A 19,476-nucleotide genomic window follows, 5' to 3' on the forward strand; every position below is an offset into this window, starting at 1 on the left:
GGCTGGAGCCGAATGACCGAGGAATCCCAACCCACGAGCGCAACTCACTCGGGCGGTGCCTCCTACGCGGCGGCCGGGGTCGACATCGCCGCAGGAGATCGAGCAGTGCAACTGTTCGCGCCGCTCGCCAAGAAGGCCAGCAGGCCCGAGGTCATGGGCGGTCTCGGTGGTTTCGCCGGTCTCTTCGCGCTCAAGGGCGACTACCGCGAGCCCGTCCTGGCCGCTTCGACCGACGGCGTCGGTACCAAGGTGGCCGTGGCGCAGGCCCTCGGCAAGCACGACACCCTCGGCCTGGACCTGGTCGCAATGGTCGTCGACGATCTCGTCGTCTGTGGTGCCGAGCCGCTGTTCCTGCAGGACTACATCGCCGTGGGCCGCGTTGTTCCCGAGCAGGTCGCCGAATTGGTCAAGGGCATCGCAGAAGGCTGCATCATCGCCGGCTGCGCACTGCTCGGCGGCGAGACGGCCGAGCACCCGGGACTGATGGCCGACGGCGATTACGACCTCTCGGCCACCGGCATCGGCGTCGTCGAGGCGGATTCGATCCTCGGACCCGAGCGGGTGCGTCCCGGTGACGTCGTCATCGGCATGGGATCGTCGGGCCTGCACTCCAACGGCTACTCCCTCGCTCGCAAGGTGCTGCTGGAGATCAACCACATGGATCTCGGCGGACACGTCGATGAGTTCGGCCGCACCCTCGGCGAGGAACTGCTCGAACCCACCAAGATCTACGCCAAGGACTGCCTCGCGCTCGCTGCGGAAACCGACGTCCGCACGTTCTGCCACGTGACCGGCGGCGGATTGGCGAACAACCTCTCACGGGTCATGCCCGAGGGCCTGGTCGCCGAACTCGACCGCACCACGTGGAGCCCGGCTCCGATCTTCTCGCTGATCGCTCAGCGCGGACGCGTCGAGCGGGCCGAGATGGAGCAGACGTTCAACATGGGTGTCGGCATGGTGGCCATCGTGGCACCCGAGGACGTCGACCGAGCACTCGCAGTGCTCACCGCACGCCACATCGACTGCTGGACGCTGGGCACGGTGAAGAAGGCGACCGGTAAGGACGTCGCCGACGAGCGTGCGCTGCTGCTGGGTAACCACCCGCGGTTCTGAGCGGCAAGATTCCGATCGCCCGAACACCGGGCAAACAAGTGAGGGGGAGCCGCACCGCGGCTCCCCCTCAGTCGTTCAGTGCACAGTACTAGCGTCGCCAGTCCTCGTACTCGTCTTCCTCGACTCGGGAATGCACATCCGAGTCAGAGTGGATGCCACGATGGGAGTTGGACGAACCACCGGAGAGTTCTTTCTGCAGACTCTCCAAGTCCGTTGTCGGCGAGCTGTACTTGAGCTCACGAGCGACCTTTGTCTGCTTTGCCTTAGCCCTGCCTCGGCCCATGGCGGTGCCCCCTCGCGGACTTGCGGGGCGGCCTGGGGAAATTTGGCGGCCCCGTTAGAGTTGGTATTTCTTCCTGGCACACACTCTAGCGCGCGAATCGCCGCGATGCGCATACGGCACCACGTGTCGGTGGTGGGCGAACGGGCGCGACACGCCCGGGGCAGGGGTCGGCGCTGCCTGTACCTGCAGATATCCGTGCGCTGGCAAACTATCTTCGTTCTGCGACACGAGAACTACGTGCTGCGCGTCATGGGGAGCGAAGCCTGCAGGAGCGACCGGAGGGTTCAGTTCCGCGTCGATTTCAGCGCTGCTGCCGCATCGCGGTAGACCTTCGGTGCCAATCCCGGCGCGTCCAGCAGAGTCTGCATCGCAGCTGTATCCCTCCCCTCGAAGAGCATCCGCACCGTCACCCCGTGCTCGGGGACCGACGTCACAGTCACGATGTCACCGCCGCCGAAGACGCCGGGCTCGAGCACTCGGAGGTACGCACCCACATCGCCGCGCGCGGTGAATCGACGGATCCAGCCGGGCTCGCCCATCCACCGCGCGAACGTTCCGCAGGGCTTGCGGGCGATCGTCACCTCCAACTCCACACTGCCCACTCGCCACCGCGAGCCGATCACCGCATCGGTCACCGGCACACCGGTGGTCCGCAGGTTCTCACCGAATCGTCCAGGAGGAACGGGCGTCCCCAGCTGATCGGCCCAGTACCTCGCCTCGTCCTCGTCGTAGGCGTAGACGGCCTGATCGAGTCCGCCGTGGAACTTCGTGTCCCGGCAGTGATCACCGCCGATGCCGAGCTCGTGCACGTCCACAGGCCCGTCGACGGGCCGCTTGTCTATGCCGCTGTCGACCACCGCGCGGCGTCCGAACGGAACATCGGCGTGTACGACGCAGACAGCGAGAACGGTCCCGTTCACCGGCCGCGCAGGCGGTCCACCGCAGCGCGACCGGCCTGGACGTCGTCGTACGACGGGATCGAATCAGGATCGATCGACGCGGCACACGGTCCGGCCTCGAGGGCGGTGTCGACCGGAACGGTCCGCTTGAGAAGCGCCAACGCGATCGGCCCCAGCTCGAAGTGATCGATGACGGTGCCCAGACGACCCACGGACCGTCCGCCCGCGGTGACCGGGTCGCCCGTGCTGGGTCGACCGTCCGCGGAACCGTCGAGATGCAGCAGCACCAGATGCCGGGGCGGGCGACCGAGGTTGTGGACGCGCGAGACCGTCTCCTGCCCGCGGTAGCAGCCCTTCTCCAGATGCACCGCGCCGAACTCCGCGGCGCTGCCGATCCAGCGCACCTCGTGCGGAATGGTCTTCTCGTCGGTGTCCACGCCCACGCGCGGACGCAACGACTCCACCCGCAACGCGTCGAACGTCCAGGTTCCGGCCGGGGCGGCCCCGGCGTCGCGCAGTCGCAGGAACCAGTCGCTCAGGCTCGCGCGGGGGATCACCACGTCGTACGAATTCTCGCCCGGCCAGGGCATCCGCCGAACGAAACCGCCGCCGTCGATCGGCGACGCACCGTAGATCTCGGCAGGAGACGGCAGGCCGGCCTTCTCGAGCACCGACGCCGCGTCGGATCCCAGGACGGTGAGAACGGCGAGTTCGTCGGCCTGACGGGGTTCGGCCTTGGCCCAGAACACCATCTTCTTCAGGAACGAGAGCAGATCCGGTCCGGCTGCGCGCTCGGTGTCGATGTACGTGACGCCGGCCAGGTCGGTCTGCACGAAGTGATGCTCGATGCGGCCGTTGACGTCCAGGCTCAGGTTCTCGGCCGAGCTGCCGTCGGGCAGGTTCGAGACGAGTTGGCTCGAGATCGTGTTCAACCAACTGAGGCGTTCGTCTCCGCTGATGGCGAGCACGAAACGGTGGGAGCGATCGATGACGGCAGCGCCACTGACCCCGTCGCGTTGTTCACCGAACGGATTGCCGTAGTGCCAGGCCACCCCGGCATCGACGCTGTCGTCGGGGGAGGGCACTGCGCCGGGGAGTGTCAGAAGTGGGCTCGGGCTGATCGTGACTGTGTCGGACACATCTCCATAGTAGGAGCCCGTCGGCGAAGCAACTCGGTGACCGGTCCCTTTACACTCTCGAAACGACGACGACACGGCACTGCGACGACGCGGACCTAGCGTTTCTGTCCATGAAGAAACTGGCGCATCCGGCCGCGCAGATCGGCCTCGCAGCGATCGGCGGCATCGTGTTCGGGTTGGTGGTCGGGGAGTGGGCCGCGAATCTGAAGTTCATCGGCGATCTGTTCATCCGACTGATCCAGATGTCGATCGTCCCGCTGGTGATGGCCTCGGTCATCGTCGCCACCGGATCGATGGCAGGGGCGGGAACCGGCAAAATCGCCTTCCGCACCTTCAAGTGGATGATCGGATTCTCGGTCGTCGCGGCCGTGCTGGCCTGGGTGCTGAGCAGCATCATTCGCCCGGGCGCGGGCATGGTGTTCACCCAGCAGCTCGATCCGTCGCTCGAGGAATCGGCGAGCGAGGCGCTCGGCTGGCAGGACACGCTGCTCAACTTCGTCAGCACCAACGTGTTCGGTGCCATGTCGACGGCGACGATGGTGCCGATCATCATCTTCTCGCTGCTCTTCGGTATCGCGCTGCGCAGTCACATCACCAAGACCGGCAACACCCAGGTGCTCTCGTTCATGGATCAGATTCAGCAGATCGTCCTGACGATGATCCGGCTCGTCATGGTCATCGCCCCGGTCGGTGTGTTCTGCCTGCTCGCCGCTCTCGCCGGAGACGTCGGCTTCTCGGTGGTGTCCACCGCCCTGAGCTACCTCGGTACGACACTGCTCGGGGTGATCATTCTGTTCGCGCTCTTCGTCGTGGTCGTGACGATGCGGACCCGGTTGAGCCCGTGGAAGCTGCCCAGCAAGCTCACCGAACAGACGGCCGTCGCGGTGACGACCACGAGCTCGGCCGTCACGTTCCCCACGGTGCTGCGCAACACCGTCGAGAAGGTCGGTGTCAGTCAGAAGGTCGCCAACTTCACGCTGTCGATCGGGTTGACGATGGGCTCCTACGGCGCCGTTCTCAACTACATGATCGTGGTGATGTTCCTCGCGCAGGCAGGCAACATCGACCTGAGTCTCGGGCAGATCGCGCTGGGCATGGGCCTGGCGGTTCTGCTCAACATGGGCACCATCACCGTGCCCGGCGGATTCCCCGTCGTCGCGATGTTCCTCGCGACCTCGCTCGACCTTCCCTTCGAGGCCGTCGGCCTGCTGATCGCCGTGGACTGGTTCGCCGGGATTTTCCGTACCTTCCTCAACGTGAACGGAGACACGTTCGTCGCGATGCTCGTCGCCAACGCCGACGACGAGATCGACCGCGAGGTGTACAACGGCACCAAGGTCGTCGTCGCCGAGGATCTCGACCTCGACGAGTACGCCGACGCGATGGCGACGGCCGATCGAGCGGATTGATCGAACGTGTCCGCTCCCCTCTAGGGTGGCGGGCATGTCGGAGTCGGTAGTGGTGACGTTGGACGGCGGAGTGCACGACGCGAATCGGCCGTTGCTGTTCGCCGACGATCTGGCCGTGGTGCGCGGCGACGGGGTGTTCGAGACGCTGCTCGTGCGCGGCGGCGCGGCCTGTGCGGTCGAGTTGCATCTGGCCCGGCTGGTGGCGTCGGCGAGGGCACTGGATCTGCCCGTTCCCGATCTCGAACAGTGGCGCACCGTCGTGGAACAGTCCGTCGGTCTGTGGGCACGAGCGTCCGAGGACGAGGCGGTTCTCCGGTTGGTCCTCAGCCGCGGACGCGAGAGCGGTGGTGACCCCACCGCGTACGTGACGGTGGGACCGCTGCCCGAGCGAGTGCGAGCAGCGCGCACCGACGGGGTGTCGGTGATCACGCTCGATCGCGGCTACTCGGTGGACTTCTCGTCGGGAGCGCCGTGGCAGCTCGCGGGGGCCAAGACGTTGTCGTATGCGACCAACATGGCCGCGCTGCGGCATGCCGCAGCTCATCGTGCCGACGACGTGATCTATCTCAGCAGCGAGGGGCGGGTGCTCGAAGGTCCGCGCTCGACGGTGGTGCTCGCGCGCGGTAAGACTCTCGTCACACCGTCGGTCGAACAAGGCATCCTGGCCGGAACCACGGTCGCCGGGTTGTTCTCCGTGGCCGAGTCTGCCGGTTGGACCTGCGAACACGGGCACCTGTATCCGGCGGATCTCATTGCAGCAGATGGCGTTTGGCTGGTCTCGAGCGTCACTCTCGCGGCTCGGGTCACGGCGATGAACGGCGTTCCCCTCGGCACGCAGAGGCTCGTCGACGATGTTCCATCGATGGTCGATGCCGCCGTGGAGACGGTCGAAACTCGATAGGAGCCAAACGACCCTGCCGAAAGACTCTTCCCTACTACTACCCGTAGTAGTACTGTCGAATTCGTCGCGGGCCAACGCCCTGACCTGCGGTGTTACCCGTCACAGCACGGGTGGAAGAGTTCGGAGCTTTGATGGACGCCTTGGATGTCTCACGATGGCAGTTCGGTATCACCACCGTCTACCACTTCATACTCGTTCCCCTCACGATCGGCCTCGCTCCGATGGTGGCTGCGATGCAGACCATGTGGGTGATCACCGGCAAGGACTCCTGGTACCGACTGACCAAGTTCTTCGGCAAGCTGTTCCTCATCAACTTCGCCCTCGGCGTCGCCACCGGAATCGTCCAGGAGTTCCAGTTCGGCATGAACTGGAGCGAATACTCCCGCTTCGTCGGTGACGTGTTCGGCGCTCCTCTCGCACTCGAAGGCCTCGTCGCGTTCTTCCTCGAGTCCACGTTCCTCGGACTGTGGATATTCGGCTGGAGCAGACTCCCCAAACTCGTTCACTTGGCCACGATCTGGCTCGTCGCCATCGGAGTCAACGCTTCGGCATACTTCATCATCGCGGCCAATTCCTGGATGCAGCATCCCGTCGGCGCGATCTACAACGAAGAGACCGGCCGCGCCGAACTCACCGACATCTGGGCCCTGCTCACCAACAACACAGCGTTGGCAGCATTTCCACACGCCGTGGCCGGAGCGTTTCTCACCGCCGCCACCTTCGTGGCCGGCATCTCCGGTTGGTGGATGGTGCGCGAGGCTCGCAGAAAGAAGACCGAGAACGAGCTCGGCACGCTCGCGACCACCGGGGTCGCTGCGCAGGCTCCGCTCCCAGCAGCCGACTCGCGTTCGATGTTCAGATCGGCAGCACGCATGTCCTTCATCGTCATGATCGTCGCGGGCGGCGCGCTCGCCATCACCGGAGACATTCAGGGCAAGCTCATGTTCGAGCAACAGCCGATGAAGATGGCATCCGCAGAATCGTTGTGCGACACCGAGACCGGAGCCAGCTTCTCGCTCCTGACCGTGGGTACCCACAACAACTGCGAATCCGTGGTGCACCTCATCTCGATCCCCGGCCTCACCTCGTTCCTGGCGGAGAACGACTTCGGTGCCACCGTGCAGGGCGTCAACCAACTGCAGGAGCAGTACGAGCAGCAGTTCGGGCCGGGTAACTACAAGCCGAACCTGTTCGTCACCTACTGGGCATTCCGGATGATGATCGGACTGGCCGCAGGCTCGGCACTACTCGCGATCGCGGGTCTGTGGGTCACTCGGGGTGGCCGGATTCCCGACCAGAAGTGGTTCTCGTGGTTGTCCCTGTTGGCCATTCCGACGCCGTTCCTGGCCAACAGTGCCGGTTGGATCTTCACCGAAATGGGCCGACAGCCATGGGTTGTGGCACCGAACCTCTCGGGAGTCGATCAGATCCGGCTCACCGTCGATCAGGGCGTTTCCGACCATCCCGTCGGCCTCGTTCTCGCCTCACTGGTGACGTTCACACTGCTCTACGCCGCTCTCGGTGGTGTGTGGTTCTACCTGCTTCGGCGCTACGTCGTCGAAGAGCCTCTCGAACACGACGCGCATCCGCACGTCGACCCACCGGAATCGGAAGACGAAGAGCCCAAACAGCTCTCGTTCGCCTACTAGGGGATAGCAATGTCACTGCCCGAATTCTGGTTCCTCATCATCGCCTTCTTCTTCGTCGGCTACTTCGTGCTCGAAGGGTTCGACTTCGGCGTCGGTATGCTCATGCCCATTCTCGGCCGGCACCCCGACCCCGCGACGGGGGAGAAGCGCAGGCGGGCCGTCCTCAATACGATCGGCCCGGTCTGGGACGGCAACGAAGTCTGGCTCATCACCGCCGGCGGTGCCTTGTTCGCAGCGTTTCCCGAGTGGTACGCAACATTGTTCTCGGGCTTCTACCTGCCGCTGCTGCTGATTCTGGTAGCCCTGATCCTGCGCATCTGCGCCATCGAATGGCGCGGCAAGATCGACGACCCGGTGTGGCGCAAACGCTGCGATATCGGCATCGGCATCGGCTCGTGGGTTCCGGCGGTGCTGTGGGGCGTCGCCTTCGCCAACATCGTGCGCGGCGTCGCTATCGACGAGAACAAGAAGGTCACGGCCGGCTTCTTCGATCTGCTCAACCCGTATGCATTGCTCGGCGGAGCCACGATGGCCGTGGTGTTCGCGCTGCACGGCGCGGTGTTCATCGCGCTGAAGACCTCCGGCGACGTCCATGAGGATTCGGTGAAAATGGCAGTGTGGCTTTCAGTTCCGGCTGTGCTCGTCGGTGGAGCCTTCGCACTGTGGACCCAACTCGCCTACGGGAAGACCTGGACCTGGATACTCGTCGCGGTGGCAGCAGTGGCACTGCTGCTCGTCGTCGCGCTGACGGCGAAAGTACGCGAAGGCTGGGCCTTCGTGTTCACCAGTATTGCCATAATCTCGGTCGTGGTGCTGTTGTTCGCCTCCCTGTTCCCCAACGTCATGCCGTCCAGCACGGACTCCGCCTTCGATCTCACCATCGCGAACGCGTCGTCCAGTGCGTACACGCTGACAGTGATGACCTGGGCCGCAGCCTTCGCCGCACCCGTCGTCATCGGATACCAGGCCTGGACGTACTGGGTCTTCCGCCAGCGTATTTCGAGTGCCCAGATCCCGGACTCGATCGGACTGACGGTGAAATCGTGACCGCCCCTGCTCGATCGCGGGGACCGGTCGATCCCCGGCTGTGGAAATACTCTCGATCTGCCCGGGGCTACCTGATCGTCACGGTCGCTCTGTCGACCGTCGTCACGCTCTGCATCATCGTGGGCGCGTTGACCATCGGACGTGTGCTGGCAGGCGTCATCATCGAACCGACCGCCAGATCACTGTCCGCCTGGACGACGGAACTGGCCGTGCTGGCGGGCGCAGTGGCTGTGCGTGTGCTCGCAACCGGAGCCCAGTCCCGCTACGCGCACCGGTCGGCGTCGCGTGTGGTGGCCGAGCTCGAAGTCGAGGTGCTCACGGCCGCAACGCGATTCGAGCCTCGGGAGCTCGACCGCGAACGGGAAGAGTTGGCCGTCGTCGTGACCCGAGCCATCGGGGGTCTGCGGGCGTACCTGACCGGATACCTGCCGGCGCTGGTGTCGGCGGTCATCGTCACTCCGCTCGTTCTGATCGTCATCGTCACCCAGGACGTGACCTCGGCGGTGGTCATCGCGGTGACCTTGCCGCTCATCCCGATCTTCATGATTCTGATCGGGTTGCTGACCAAGGGGCGAGCCGCGGCGACGCTCACCACGATGACCCGGTTGTCTGCACAGTTGCTCGATCTACTGGCCGGTCTGCCGACCTTGCGCGCGCTGCGCCGCGAACACGGACCGGCCGCTCGCATCCGCGCACTGGGTGACGCCCATCGACGAACCACGATGCGCGCGTTGAAAGTTGCCTTTCTCTCGTCCATGGTGCTCGAGTTGCTTGCGACCCTGTGTGTCGCGCTGGTGGCCGTCGGCATCGGATTGCGCTTGGTCTTCGGGGAGATGACGCTCGAAGCAGGCATCATCGCGTTGATCCTCGCCCCCGAGGTGTACTTCCCGCTGCGCGCCGTGGGGACCCAGTTCCACGCAGCAGAGGACGGCGTCGAAGCCGCGGACCGAGCATTTCGAGTCCTGGATCGGCGTACGACACAGCCGATCGGCGGCCGGACCGCCGACGCGACGACCGCGGACATCGAACTCGTCGGCCTCACCGTCGCGAGCCGGGACGGCGACGCTCCGGCAGAACTGAGTGCGCTGTGCCGAACGGGCACCATCACGGTACTGACCGGCCCCAACGGCTCGGGTAAATCGACTGCGCTGCACGCGGTTCTGGGACTCACGACGCCCACGAGCGGTGCGGTTCTCGTCGGCGGTGTGCCCGTGGTCGATCTCGATCTCGACCGGTGGTGGGCTCAGGTCGCCTGGCTCCCGCAGCGGCCGGTGCTGCTTCCCGGCACTCTCTACGAGAACGTCACCCTCCACGGCGTGCCCGACGCCGATGCTCTGGACGCGGCCTGCCGTGCTTCGGGATTCGATGCCGTACTGCGAGATCACCCGGACGGCTGGAACACTCGCGTCGGGCAGGGCGGAGTGGGGCTGTCTCTCGGCGAACTGCAACGCCTGGCCCTGACTCGAACCTTTGTCTCCGACGCTCCGGTGATGGTGCTGGACGAGCCGACGGCGCACCTGGATGCGGCGAGTGAACAGACTGTGCTGCAGGCTATTCGAGATGCGGCCGACCGAGGGGTCACCGTGGTGATGGTCGGTCACCGGCGCGCGGTGCTGCACGCCGCAGATCGCGTCGTCGAGGTGCGAAGCAGTTCACCGGTGGTACGGGAGTTCGATCATGTCTGACCTACGACGCGCACTGGCCCTGTTCGAGCTTTCTCCGCGTCGGGTGGCACTGGCCGTGGCGGCCGGCGTGGCAACCCTCGGTAGCGCACTGGCTCTCGCCGCACTGTCGGCATGGTTGATCACCCGAGCCTGGCAGATGCCTCCGGTGATGGACCTGACCGTCGCAGTGGTAGCCGTTCGGGCGCTGGGCATTTCCCGCGGCGTGTTCCGCTACCTCGAACGATTGACCACGCACGACGCGGCCCTGCGCGGTACGACGGCAGCGCGCACGAGAATCTACGAGCAACTGGCGAACGGACACGGCGCGCTCGCTCTGCGGCGCGGTGACGTCCTGGCGCGCACCGGGGCGGACGTCGACGTACTCGGCGATGTCGTCGTACGCGCGATCGTCCCCATCTGCGTCAGCGTCGTGATGATGCTCGCAGCCGTTGGCCTGCTCGCCGGTATCGCGCCTGCTGCCGCGTCGATCCTGGCGGTGTCGTTGCTGATCGCCGGGGTGGGCGCACCGATTCTGGCGGCGCGGTCGGCACGGATTGCCGAAGAGGCCGGAGCCGACGCCGACGCGCGGTTCGCCGAGACAGCCGTCCGGGCACTCGATCACGCCGCAGAACTGCGGGTCGCCGGACGACTCGACGCGACGCTCGCCGAAGCCCGCGGGGCAGCACAGGATTCGGTGGTCGCTCGCGACCGGGCGGCGCGGCCGTCGGCGCTGGCCGATGCCGCCGGTCCGCTGTCGATCGGTGCATCGGTGATCGGGTCCTTGCTCGTCGGCATCGGGCTGTACGGACCGACCGGAGGAACCGCAGGCGGCATGACACCGATGGCCCTGGCGATCATCGTGTTGGTCCCATTGGCCGCCTTCGAGGCGACCGCAGGCTTGCCCGCTGCCGCCATCGCACTGATGCGAGGACGAATCGCGGCCACCCGAATCATGGCGATGCTCGATGCGGCTCCGCCGCCCCATGTGAGCGGAACTTCGACCCCTGCTACGAACTTCCGCGCACATGCGCGAAGCGCTCTCATCGGACCCAGCGGATCGGGCAAGACGACGATGCTGCGCGAGTTGGCCGAGGAATGCGGTTCGGACGCCGCACTGTTCGCCGAGGATGCGCATCTGTTCGACACGTCGATTCTGGAGAACCTGCGCGTGGTGCGCGGCGATGTCGACGAAGAACAGGCATCGGAGGCGCTGCGACGCGTGGGCCTCGGCCCGTGGCTCGACGCGCTGCCTCTCGGCGTGCACACCCCATTGGTCGGCGGCGCGCAGGCGGTGTCCGGGGGAGAACGCCGCAGACTGCTGCTGGCGCGCGCCCTGCTCAGTACGGCACCGATCGTGCTGCTCGACGAGCCGACCGAGCATCTGGACCGAATCTCCGGCGAATCGATACTGCGCGACCTGCTCACCACCGACGGAGGATTGTTCGGAGCCGACCGAACCGTGGTGGTCGTCACCCATCAACTGCCGGGGAACACCGACGCCGACCAGGTGATCGACCTCGGCTCGGACCGTGCGGAAAAACTCTTTGCCGACTCGCGAACTCGGGCGTACGTTGTGAAGTACACGAGAGAGGAGGTGGTCTGAAGTTGATGAACTCTAGGACGCGTGAGGTGGCTGTCAGCTAGCCGCAATCGCTGACGGATTCACTCAGAAGACCGCGCGAGCGGCAGGCGAATCCCAGGCAGCTACCCGGCCCCCGAGCCCCCGACCTGTCCGGTCGGGACCTGAAAGCAGGTATGGCTCGGGGGCCGTTCGCGTGCAGTGGGTAGTGAGAGAGAATCAGCCGATGTAGCGAGTCAGGCGCGCGGACAACCGCGGTGCCAGTGGGCCGTCGGCGACGACGCGTTCCTCGACGTATGCAAGGTCTCCGCCGTCGACGATGCCGTAGAGCCGCCTGGCCCCGCCGACCAACGCACCCGATGTGCTGCGAATGACGACATCGGTGGCCAGTTCCCAGGACGACTGGGTGAGCGCATGGCCGTAATACAGTTCGACGACGCCGGTGCTGTGTGTCAGCAGTAGCTCGACGACCTCTTCGTTGTCGGAACCCTTGACGCCGTCCCCTCCGCTCATGCGCCAGAATCCGGTTTCGCGGAGATCGGGATGTGCGAAGTTACCGTCGGAGTCGAGTCGCCACGAACGTGATTCCCAGCTCAGGTAGCTGCCGCCGTCGTGGGTGACGACGATCTGCTGACCGAAGGGGTAGTCGGTACCCGACTCGGGGTCGTGGCCTTCGCCTTCACCACGCCACACGCCGACGAGCGGCAACAGAGCGAGCATCGACGGGTGCAGATCGGGGCCGAGACGGACGTTGGCCGTGTCGTCGGGATGCGGGATGTCCGGCAGGACCGGAACGTTCCGCGTCGACGCGTCGGCGAACTTCTGCTCGGCAGCCGCAATCGCTTCGTCGCCACTGGTGATGGGGGTATCGAGCCCCTCGTCAGCACTGCGGGGTTGCCCCGCAACGGGTTCTGTCACGACTCGTCGTTGACCAGTCGGTAGACCACATACAGCGAAAACGCGATGATGGCTATTGCCGCAAGGACCAGCAACAACTCGAAGAAGATGACCACGAGTGCGAGTTTAACCCGCAGCGATCGTCGTCGAGAACAGCGGCCCGAATCCGGCCTGTGTCTTTGGTGACATCTAACCGAATTTGGGGTCGTGAGTGCGTTGGATCACTCGTATCGGTGGAGAATTCCCGTCGAGCAGGTACCTTCTTCGGGGGGCGTCGGGCGCTCGAGGGTGAATTTCCGACGTTGTTCACTGTGTTCTGTCACGAAGGCTGGGGAGGTCTCCGCAATAATGCTGCGTCGTAAACGGGCTCTGACATCGTCGTTCGGATCCGTGTTGTTCAGGTCGGCGGTGGTGACTCTGGCGTTGGCGCTTGCCGCTCCCGCAGCTGCGCTCGCCGCTCCCGACTCGGGATCGGCAGAGTCTGGATCGTCCGACTCCGGTTCCGCCGACTCCGGATCGTCCGACTTCGGGTCTTCACAGGGCCCGAACATCGACCCCAACAACTATGCGCAGGACTGCCCTGACGTACTGCTGCTCGCTGTCTCCGGTGCCACCGACTCGGACTCCGGTCGCAACCCACTGAACGAAATTTCGTCCACGGTCGCGTCGAATTGGGTCGGCAACGTGACTGTTCCAGTCGGTGAGGCCAATGCCGACAGTCCCGGCACGGTCGGCTGGCTGTACGTCCCGTACGCATCCACGTACGGCGTCGGTGTGATCGACGACGTGTCCACATACCAGCAGTCGATCGCCGAAGGCGTGGCTACGACCAATCGGTTGATGGACGAGTACAAGACCAAGTGCGGAGAGAAGACCAAATTTGCGCTCCTCGGTTACAGCGTGGGAGGCGAAGTGCTCGATCGGCTCTCGACGGAACTGGGCTATCGCGACCCGAATGCTCTGGTCACTGCCGACGACATCGCGGGCGTGATCATGATCGGATCGCCCTACCGCCCGGCCGGTGTGCCGAATTTCGGCGACGAGCCCGGTGAATCGCTCGGCGGATTCATGGACCAGTCGCCCCGGGACTACGGAGCGCTGACCGACAAGGTCACCTGGTCGTGCCGGCCCTGGGACCTCGCGTGCGACGCTCCGGACAACATCGAGTTCCTGCAGCTGGCTCTGGAGATCATCTCGCAGATGCGCCTGACGCTGCTGAACCCGGTGCAGTCGGTGGCGGACTTCGCGCGGGTGGTGACCACGATCGCCACTCGCGCGATCGTCGACATCGCGACCAACAAGTCCTGGCTCGAATCGGACGAGACCCTGCTCCAAGTTCTCGTGAAAGTGGCGGATGTGGACTACACGGTCGCCGATCAACAGGCGGCGGCCGCTCTGACACCGGATCAGTTGCTGGCCGATCTCAACTGGGCTCTCGGGCCCGGTGCCGAGACCGTGAAAGCCAAGCTGCGCGCCGAGGGCGAGGGCCTGCAGGAGAACAACAGGGGCATCGTCGACGTCGTGCTCGGGCCCTACCTCGCGCTGGGCTTCCTCCAGCATCTGTCGTACTGGTACAACGACCCCAACGACGGCTACGAGTGGGAGAGCGAAAAGATGGTCGCCTGGGTCACCGATTTGGCGCGCACCGAACGCGAGAAGAAGAATGCGCCCGGGCAGCAGACGTCGACAACGGAGACTCCCGTGCCACCGACGGCCACACCGGAACCCCCCGCCCCCGAGACCGCACCCGAACCTCGCCTCCTGCCGGAGCCCGGAACGGTCACTCGGGTCAGCGATCTCGGAGCGTTCCTCGAGTCCCAGGGAATTCCGGTACCGGAAGGGATGTTCCCGCCGCAGTACTCGACGGTTCCCGATCCCACCACCTCGGTGCCCGTCCCCAACTAGAGCCTCGGCTGGACCGAAAGAACCCCGCACCTGCCAGCAGGTGCGGGGTTCTTTTCTCGTTCGATGCGAGCGGGCCGAATCAGACTCCGACGGTGACGTTCGCCGAGTGCACGCCTGCGCCCTCGGGCGCGATGACGGTGTCGCCGTTGCCCGATGCCGACAGCGCACGCAGCGTCCACTGTCCGGGAGCGGCGAAGAACCGGAAGTCTCCGGTGCCCGACGCGACGACCTCTGCGGTGAATTCGCCGCTGCCGTCGAGCAGCCGCACGAACGCGCCTGCTACGGGCTCACCGTCGCCTGCGAGGACGCGGCCGGTGATGACCGTTTCCTTCTCGACGTCGACGCCTGCGGGGATGGTCTGGCCTTGTACGGGTGCTCCACACATATCAGTGAACCTCCAGCTCGATGGGTGCTCCGACGAGAGAGCCGTATTCGACCCAGCTGCCGTCGTAGTTCTTGACGTCTTCCTTGCCCAGAAGCTCCTTGAGGACGAACCAGGTGTGGCTCGAACGCTCACCGATGCGGCAGTAGGCGATGGTGGCCTTGCTGTCGTCGTAGCCCTTGGTCTTGTACAGCTCTTCGAGAGCCTCGTCGGACTTGAACGTGCCGTCCTCGTTGGCGGTGGTGCTCCACGGGATGTTGATCGCGGACGGCACGTGGCCACGCTGCTGAGCCTGTTCCTGCGGCAGGTGAGCCGGCGCGAGGATCTTGCCCGAGAACTCGTCTGGCGAACGCACGTCGATCAGGTTCTTGTTGCCGATGGCGTCGATGACCTCGTCGCGGAACGCGCGGATCGACAGGTCGGGTGCCTCGGCGCGGTACTGCGTGGTCTCACGGCTGACGACGTCCTTGGACAGCGCGCGGCCGTCGAGTTCCCACTTCTTGCGTCCACCGTCGATGAGCTTGACGTCCTTGTGGCCGTACAGCTTGAAGTACCAGTAGGCGTAGGCGGCGAACCAGTTGTTGTTTCCGCCGTACAGGACGATGGTGTCGTCGTTGCTGATGCCCTTGGCCGACAGCAGGTCCGAGAACTGTTCCTGATTGAGGAAGTCGCGGCGAACCGGGTCCTGGAGGTCCTTGCGCCAGTCGAGCTTGACCGCACCTTCGATGTGTCCGCCGTCGTAGGCGCTTGCGTCTTCGTCGACCTCGACGAAGACGGTCTTCGGTGCGTTCAGGTTCTGCTCGGCCCAGTCGGCAGAGACCAGGACGTCGGAGCGAGCCATGGTGTTCCTTTCGGTGATTCTCTATGGATCGGTGAAGGTCAAGCAGTGGTGCGCAGCCGCGCGGCGAGGGGGTAGATCATGCAGCCGAGGCACACCGCGAACGCGGCATTGAGGAAGGCCGCGAACAATGCGAAGCCTGCCGCCACGGTGCCGACGACGGGAGCGCCGAGCGCGAAGCCGAGAACTCCCACGGCTGCGAACACGAAGCCCACCAGTTGAGCGAACTTCAACGGTGCCACCGGCTCACGTTCGCTGGTGGGGGAGACCCGCGGTGCGACGAATGTCGCGTAGATCGTGCCGTACGGACTGCGCTTGGGTCCGCGGACGGCTCCGATTCCGAACACGATCGCCTGTAGCCCGAGCAGGATTGCCGCCGCGGGGACCGAGAACGTGGTCAGGAGGAGAACGACGACCAGAACGGCGGTGGTGATCCACGCTGCGAAGCGCGGACCGCGAACGTCGACCTGGTCGATCGTGGCAGTGGGGGTGGTGGTTCGGGTGTCGGGTGTCGACATCGAGAGGTACTCCTGTGCGAGGCCGGGGCACGCCGCATCGGCAGTGCTCGGACGTGGATTTCGATCATCGGGCCGTACATCACGCATGGGCGTGGCGGCAGAAGGAAATCAGCAGCAGCGACAGCAACAACCGCCCAGTCGGCACAGATCAACTGTGCGACGACTGGTGAGCATCAGCTCGCGGCGGGAGAACACGAAGAGCATTGTACCCGCTACCAGCGGCGCGTCCTACCGCCGGTCCGAAGAGGCGAGGTCACAGTGCGTCGAGCGCCGACCGTAGCGCCGCCGCAGACGGCACACCCGCAATTCTGGAGCGCCGTTGCAATGTGGTGTCGAGGACGAAAGTCGTGGGCAGTGACAGCACGCCCAGTTCGCGGGCGAGGATCGGATGGGCGTCGATGTCGAGTTCGAGTTCCCGGGCATCGCTTCGGTCGTCCAACACCTGCTGGACGACGCGTCGCACGGCTGCGCACGGTCCGCACCAGTCCGCCGAGAAGTGCAGCACGGTCGCGGAGTCGGTCGTGGCACCCGCGTCGAGCAGGAGCGGGTACAGAGAGTCGGTCTCGGAGTCGGTGTTCCGCACTTCCCGCACGGCACCCGATCGGCTGCGGAGGAACAATCCGGTAGCGACGGCAAGGATCGCCACGACGACAAGAACTGTGATCCCTGTCACGGCTTCTCGATCTCGTTGAGGTCGATGGTCACGTTCTCGCCCGATCCTTCGACGACGATCTGCGAGCCCTCCGCATAGACGTCGGTCGGCAGGAGCCCGAAGGGCAGGCTCTGACGCTCGATGGTCTTGGTGAACAGTCCGAGCACCGTGGGCTTGGCGAAATCGGGGATCGAGAAGTCTGCCTGACCCTCCGGGCCGAAATAGAAGTCCGACGCCACGATGGCCACGCTGTCGCCCTCGAGCAACAGGTCGGCCTGAACGCTCACCGTCGTCTCGAGGGGGCCGACCGGAACCGTTCCGGTCAGGACGACGCCCCCGGTCGTGGTCTTGCCCGACCCGCCGGAACCGCCGGTACCGTCCGACTTGTCGGCCGGCGGCGCGGAAACCTGCAGGTCGACGATGCCGAGGAACCGGCCGAGGTCCGTCGCTTCGATACGGACGCGGCCGTCGAGCTCGTCCACCGGGATCGCCCGCACGTTGTTGTCGATCAGGTCGGACAGCTCGATGTGCACGCCGCGGAGATTGGCCTCGATCGTCGTCGAGCCGACGTACTCGGTCGGCACATCCTGCGCTCGGATCTCGATGTTCTGGTAGCGGCCGTCCGCCGCCTGGGTGAGGAACGGGAAGCCGTGCACGATCACCTGAGGGTCCGAGGTGAGCTCACCGCCGGCGCGGATCGCGCGGGAGACTCGGTACTCCGAGTACGCCGCAGCGCCGAAATCCACCACGAGCGCGAGGGCCAGCAGGCTGGCGAGTCCGATGAGAAGTGTGCGCACGGATCCATTGTGACCGACGAATCGTCCACTGCCCTCTTCGGCCGGTTGTACGGACAAGCTAGTCTGTGTCCTTGACGATCACTCGAGTCCAGCCTGGGCTTGACCGGCCAGCAGTAAGAATGGAGACGTAGTGGAGCTCCTACTACTGACCTCCGATCCCAATCCGGAGGGCGTTCTGCCGTCCCTCGCTCTCCTGGCGCACCACGTACGCCCGGTGCCCACCGAGGTGTCCTCGCTTCTCGAAGCCGGTTCGGCAGACATCGCACTGGTCGACGCTCGCACCGACCTGGCTGCCGCTCGTGGCCTGTGTCGCCTGTTGGGCAGTACCGGGTCGGCCATCCCCGTCGTCGCCGTCCTCACCGAAGGCGGGCTCGTCGCGGTGAATTCCGACTGGGGCCTCGACGACATCCTGCTCCCCGGTACCGGTCCAGCCGAACTGGACGCTCGACTGCGGTTGCTGGTCGGCCGCAGCGGCGGAGTTGCCAGCCCGGAGACCTCGGGAAAGATCACGCTCGGCGAACTGGTCATCGACGAAGGCACTTACACCGCGCGTCTGCGAGGTCGTCCGCTCGATCTGACCTACAAGGAATTCGAGCTGCTGAAGTACTTGGCTCAGCATGCGGGTCGGGTCTTCACTCGCGCCCAGCTCCTGCAGGAGGTCTGGGGCTACGACTTCTTCGGTGGCACGCGCACCGTCGACGTCCATGTTCGACGCCTACGCGCCAAGCTCGGTACCGAGTACGAGTCGCTCATCGGGACGGTGCGCAACGTGGGATACAAGGCTGTTCGGCCTGCGCGCAATGCCAAGGGTGGACCGGTGGCATCGGACGCTGCCGGTGGGGATTCCGACGATGCGGATTTCGAGTTCGAGCAACAGAGTACTCTCTCGTAGATGAGTTCGGATTCTGCCTTCGACGTCCATTCGATCGACGGCGGCGCACCGTCTTCCCGTGTGTCCTACGAGATTCATCGAATCCTTTCCCGCGCAACGGAAATCGACGGTACTGCGCCCTTGTCGGAGCAGGCCGTGAAGGCTGTCGACGACGGCGACGAGGTCGTTCGTTTCGTCTCCACCGAGGGCGATCGTGTCGTCGGCTACGCCGGAATCGCCGACGGGATGGCCGAGACCGTTGTCGATCCTTCGTTCCGCGGTCGCGGAGTAGGGCGCGAATTGGTTTCTTGCGCACTCGATATCGGCTCCGATACCCGTATCTGGGCGCACGGCAACCTGCCCGCTGCGCAGTCCGTCGCGGCGCGGCTCGGGCTGCAGGTGGTTCGCGAGCTGCTGCAGATGCGTCGCGCGTCCGCGCATCCCGATCTTCCGGAAGTCGTTGTTCCGGATGGTATTTCACTTCGAACCTATCGAGGGCATCAGGACGACGCCGAACTGCTGCGCGTGAACAACGCGGCATTCTCCTGGCATCCCGAACAGGGCGGCTGGACCGATCGCGACATCGACGCACGACGAGACGAACCGTGGTTCGATCCGGCCGGCCTGTTCCTGGCTTTCGAGGAGGGCAGTGACCGCCTCCTCGGTTTCCACTGGACGAAGGTCCACCCGGCCGAAGGTGTGGAACCGGCCATCGGCGAGGTGTACGTGGTCGGGATCGATCCGCAGTCGCAGGGCCGTGGTCTGGGTCGAGTGCTCACGCTGGCCGGCCTGCACTACCTGCGCAGCAGAGAACTGGGCCAGATCATGCTCTACGTCGAGGCCGACAACACCGCTGCCGTGCACACGTATACCAAGCTGGGCTTCGAGAACTACCACGTGGACGCCGCATACGCGCGCAGCAGCTGAACGGAC

At 65.2% G+C, this 19,476-nt stretch carries 19 protein-coding genes; 10 read left to right on the top strand and 9 right to left on the bottom strand.

Annotated features, from left to right (window positions below; genetic code table 11):
- Nucleotides 1-12 precede the first annotated feature (12 nt).
- Nucleotides 13-1,113, top strand: a complete 1,101-nt coding sequence (purM, locus tag R4P57_RS14535; protein ID WP_317803529.1) for a phosphoribosylformylglycinamidine cyclo-ligase — start codon at nt 13-15, stop codon at nt 1,111-1,113.
- 88 nt (nt 1,114-1,201) lie between these two features.
- On the opposite strand, the gene R4P57_RS14540 is transcribed toward purM, so the two are convergent.
- The 3 genes from R4P57_RS14540 to R4P57_RS14550 form a co-directional block, all read right to left on the bottom strand.
- Complete coding sequence (locus tag R4P57_RS14540; RefSeq protein WP_008719426.1) at nt 1,202-1,396, bottom strand: DUF3073 domain-containing protein; 195 nt, start codon at nt 1,394-1,396, stop codon at nt 1,202-1,204.
- A 284-nt stretch (nt 1,397-1,680) separates the two neighbouring features.
- Complete coding sequence (locus R4P57_RS14545; protein WP_317803530.1) at nt 1,681-2,316, bottom strand: MOSC domain-containing protein; 636 nt, start codon at nt 2,314-2,316, stop codon at nt 1,681-1,683.
- Nucleotides 2,313-3,434, bottom strand: a complete 1,122-nt coding sequence (locus R4P57_RS14550) for a folate-binding protein YgfZ (RefSeq protein WP_317803531.1) — start codon at nt 3,432-3,434, stop codon at nt 2,313-2,315. The genes R4P57_RS14545 and R4P57_RS14550 overlap by 4 nt, the downstream gene beginning before the upstream one ends.
- Before the next feature lie 110 nt (nt 3,435-3,544).
- Here R4P57_RS14550 and R4P57_RS14555 point away from each other — a divergent pair, with 110 nt between their 5' ends.
- From R4P57_RS14555 to R4P57_RS14580, 6 genes are all read left to right on the top strand, one after another.
- A complete protein-coding gene (locus R4P57_RS14555) occupies nt 3,545-4,843 on the top strand; it encodes a dicarboxylate/amino acid:cation symporter (RefSeq protein ID WP_317803532.1) in 1,299 nt (432 codons plus the stop codon).
- 34 nt (nt 4,844-4,877) lie between these two features.
- Nucleotides 4,878-5,744: an aminodeoxychorismate lyase gene (locus R4P57_RS14560; protein WP_317803533.1), complete on the top strand. Its 867-nt coding sequence runs from the start codon at nt 4,878-4,880 to the stop codon at nt 5,742-5,744.
- A 131-nt stretch (nt 5,745-5,875) separates the two neighbouring features.
- The gene (locus R4P57_RS14565; protein ID WP_317803534.1) at nt 5,876-7,393 is read left to right on the top strand and encodes a cytochrome ubiquinol oxidase subunit I; all 1,518 of its coding nucleotides are present in this window, start codon (nt 5,876-5,878) and stop codon (nt 7,391-7,393) included.
- Nucleotides 7,394-7,402: 9 nt separating this feature from the next.
- The gene (cydB, locus tag R4P57_RS14570) at nt 7,403-8,440 is read left to right on the top strand and encodes a cytochrome d ubiquinol oxidase subunit II (RefSeq protein ID WP_317803535.1); all 1,038 of its coding nucleotides are present in this window, start codon (nt 7,403-7,405) and stop codon (nt 8,438-8,440) included.
- Nucleotides 8,437-10,125 carry a thiol reductant ABC exporter subunit CydD gene (gene cydD / locus R4P57_RS14575; protein WP_317803536.1) on the top strand — a complete coding sequence of 563 codons (1,689 nt, stop codon included), beginning with the start codon at nt 8,437-8,439 and terminating at the stop codon, nt 10,123-10,125. The genes cydB and cydD overlap by 4 nt, the downstream gene beginning before the upstream one ends.
- Nucleotides 10,118-11,707, top strand: a complete 1,590-nt coding sequence (locus R4P57_RS14580) for an amino acid ABC transporter ATP-binding/permease protein (RefSeq protein ID WP_317803537.1) — start codon at nt 10,118-10,120, stop codon at nt 11,705-11,707. The genes cydD and R4P57_RS14580 overlap by 8 nt, the downstream gene beginning before the upstream one ends.
- 195 nt (nt 11,708-11,902) lie before the next feature.
- Here R4P57_RS14580 and R4P57_RS14585 read toward each other — a convergent pair whose 3' ends face one another.
- Nucleotides 11,903-12,544, bottom strand: coding sequence for an FABP family protein (locus tag R4P57_RS14585; protein WP_317803659.1), 642 nt, complete (start codon nt 12,542-12,544; stop codon nt 11,903-11,905).
- A gap of 384 nt (nt 12,545-12,928) precedes the next feature.
- On the opposite strand from R4P57_RS14585, the gene R4P57_RS14590 reads away from it, so the two are divergent.
- A complete protein-coding gene (locus tag R4P57_RS14590; protein WP_317803538.1) occupies nt 12,929-14,485 on the top strand; it encodes a cutinase family protein in 1,557 nt (518 codons plus the stop codon).
- Between the two features lie 79 nt (nt 14,486-14,564).
- Here R4P57_RS14590 and R4P57_RS14595 read toward each other — a convergent pair whose 3' ends face one another.
- The 5 genes from R4P57_RS14595 to R4P57_RS14615 form a co-directional block, all read right to left on the bottom strand.
- The gene (locus tag R4P57_RS14595) at nt 14,565-14,870 is read right to left on the bottom strand and encodes a DUF1416 domain-containing protein (protein WP_037194601.1); all 306 of its coding nucleotides are present in this window, start codon (nt 14,868-14,870) and stop codon (nt 14,565-14,567) included.
- A 1-nt stretch (nt 14,871) separates the two neighbouring features.
- A complete protein-coding gene (locus R4P57_RS14600; protein WP_068049880.1) occupies nt 14,872-15,708 on the bottom strand; it encodes a sulfurtransferase in 837 nt (278 codons plus the stop codon).
- 38 nt (nt 15,709-15,746) lie between these two features.
- The gene (locus tag R4P57_RS14605; protein ID WP_317803539.1) at nt 15,747-16,223 is read right to left on the bottom strand and encodes a DUF4395 domain-containing protein; all 477 of its coding nucleotides are present in this window, start codon (nt 16,221-16,223) and stop codon (nt 15,747-15,749) included.
- A 253-nt stretch (nt 16,224-16,476) separates the two neighbouring features.
- On the bottom strand, nt 16,477-16,896 hold the full coding sequence (locus R4P57_RS14610; protein WP_317803540.1) for a thioredoxin family protein: 420 nt from the start codon (nt 16,894-16,896) through the stop codon (nt 16,477-16,479).
- Nucleotides 16,893-17,672: an LmeA family phospholipid-binding protein gene (locus tag R4P57_RS14615; protein WP_317803541.1), complete on the bottom strand. Its 780-nt coding sequence runs from the start codon at nt 17,670-17,672 to the stop codon at nt 16,893-16,895. Before R4P57_RS14615 ends, R4P57_RS14610 begins: the two co-directional genes overlap by 4 nt.
- A 130-nt stretch (nt 17,673-17,802) precedes the next feature.
- Between R4P57_RS14615 and R4P57_RS14620 the strand changes: the two genes are divergently transcribed.
- Together R4P57_RS14620 and mshD are read left to right on the top strand one after the other, a co-directional pair.
- Nucleotides 17,803-18,564, top strand: coding sequence for a response regulator transcription factor (locus R4P57_RS14620; protein WP_317803542.1), 762 nt, complete (start codon nt 17,803-17,805; stop codon nt 18,562-18,564).
- Nucleotides 18,565-19,470 (top strand): mycothiol synthase, encoded by a 906-nt coding sequence (gene mshD, locus R4P57_RS14625; RefSeq protein ID WP_317803543.1) that lies wholly within the window; start codon nt 18,565-18,567, stop codon nt 19,468-19,470. It begins immediately after the preceding gene.
- Nucleotides 19,471-19,476 lie beyond the last annotated feature (6 nt).

It is taken from the genome of Rhodococcus sp. IEGM 1330 (assembly GCF_033142445.1).
GTDB lineage: Bacteria > Actinomycetota > Actinomycetes > Mycobacteriales > Mycobacteriaceae > Rhodococcoides.

Bases quoted from the DNA above. Each gene is read 5' to 3' on its own strand.
- R4P57_RS14580 (WP_317803537.1), top strand. From the start codon at position 10,118: ATGTCTGACCTACGACGCGCACTGGCCCTGTTCGAGCTTTCTCCGCGT.
- R4P57_RS14590 (WP_317803538.1), top strand. From the start codon at position 12,929: ATGCTGCGTCGTAAACGGGCTCTGACATCGTCGTTCGGATCCGTGTTG.
- cydB (WP_317803535.1), top strand. From the start codon at position 7,403: ATGTCACTGCCCGAATTCTGGTTCCTCATCATCGCCTTCTTCTTCGTC.
- R4P57_RS14540 (WP_008719426.1), bottom strand. From the start codon at position 1,396: ATGGGCCGAGGCAGGGCTAAGGCAAAGCAGACAAAGGTCGCTCGTGAG.
- R4P57_RS14595 (WP_037194601.1), bottom strand. From the start codon at position 14,870: ATGTGTGGAGCACCCGTACAAGGCCAGACCATCCCCGCAGGCGTCGAC.
- R4P57_RS14560 (WP_317803533.1), top strand. From the start codon at position 4,878: ATGTCGGAGTCGGTAGTGGTGACGTTGGACGGCGGAGTGCACGACGCG.
- R4P57_RS14565 (WP_317803534.1), top strand. From the start codon at position 5,876: ATGGACGCCTTGGATGTCTCACGATGGCAGTTCGGTATCACCACCGTC.
- purM (WP_317803529.1), top strand. From the start codon at position 13: ATGACCGAGGAATCCCAACCCACGAGCGCAACTCACTCGGGCGGTGCC.
- R4P57_RS14555 (WP_317803532.1), top strand. From the start codon at position 3,545: ATGAAGAAACTGGCGCATCCGGCCGCGCAGATCGGCCTCGCAGCGATC.
- mshD (WP_317803543.1), top strand. From the start codon at position 18,565: ATGAGTTCGGATTCTGCCTTCGACGTCCATTCGATCGACGGCGGCGCA.
- R4P57_RS14600 (WP_068049880.1), bottom strand. From the start codon at position 15,708: ATGGCTCGCTCCGACGTCCTGGTCTCTGCCGACTGGGCCGAGCAGAAC.
- R4P57_RS14605 (WP_317803539.1), bottom strand. From the start codon at position 16,223: ATGTCGACACCCGACACCCGAACCACCACCCCCACTGCCACGATCGAC.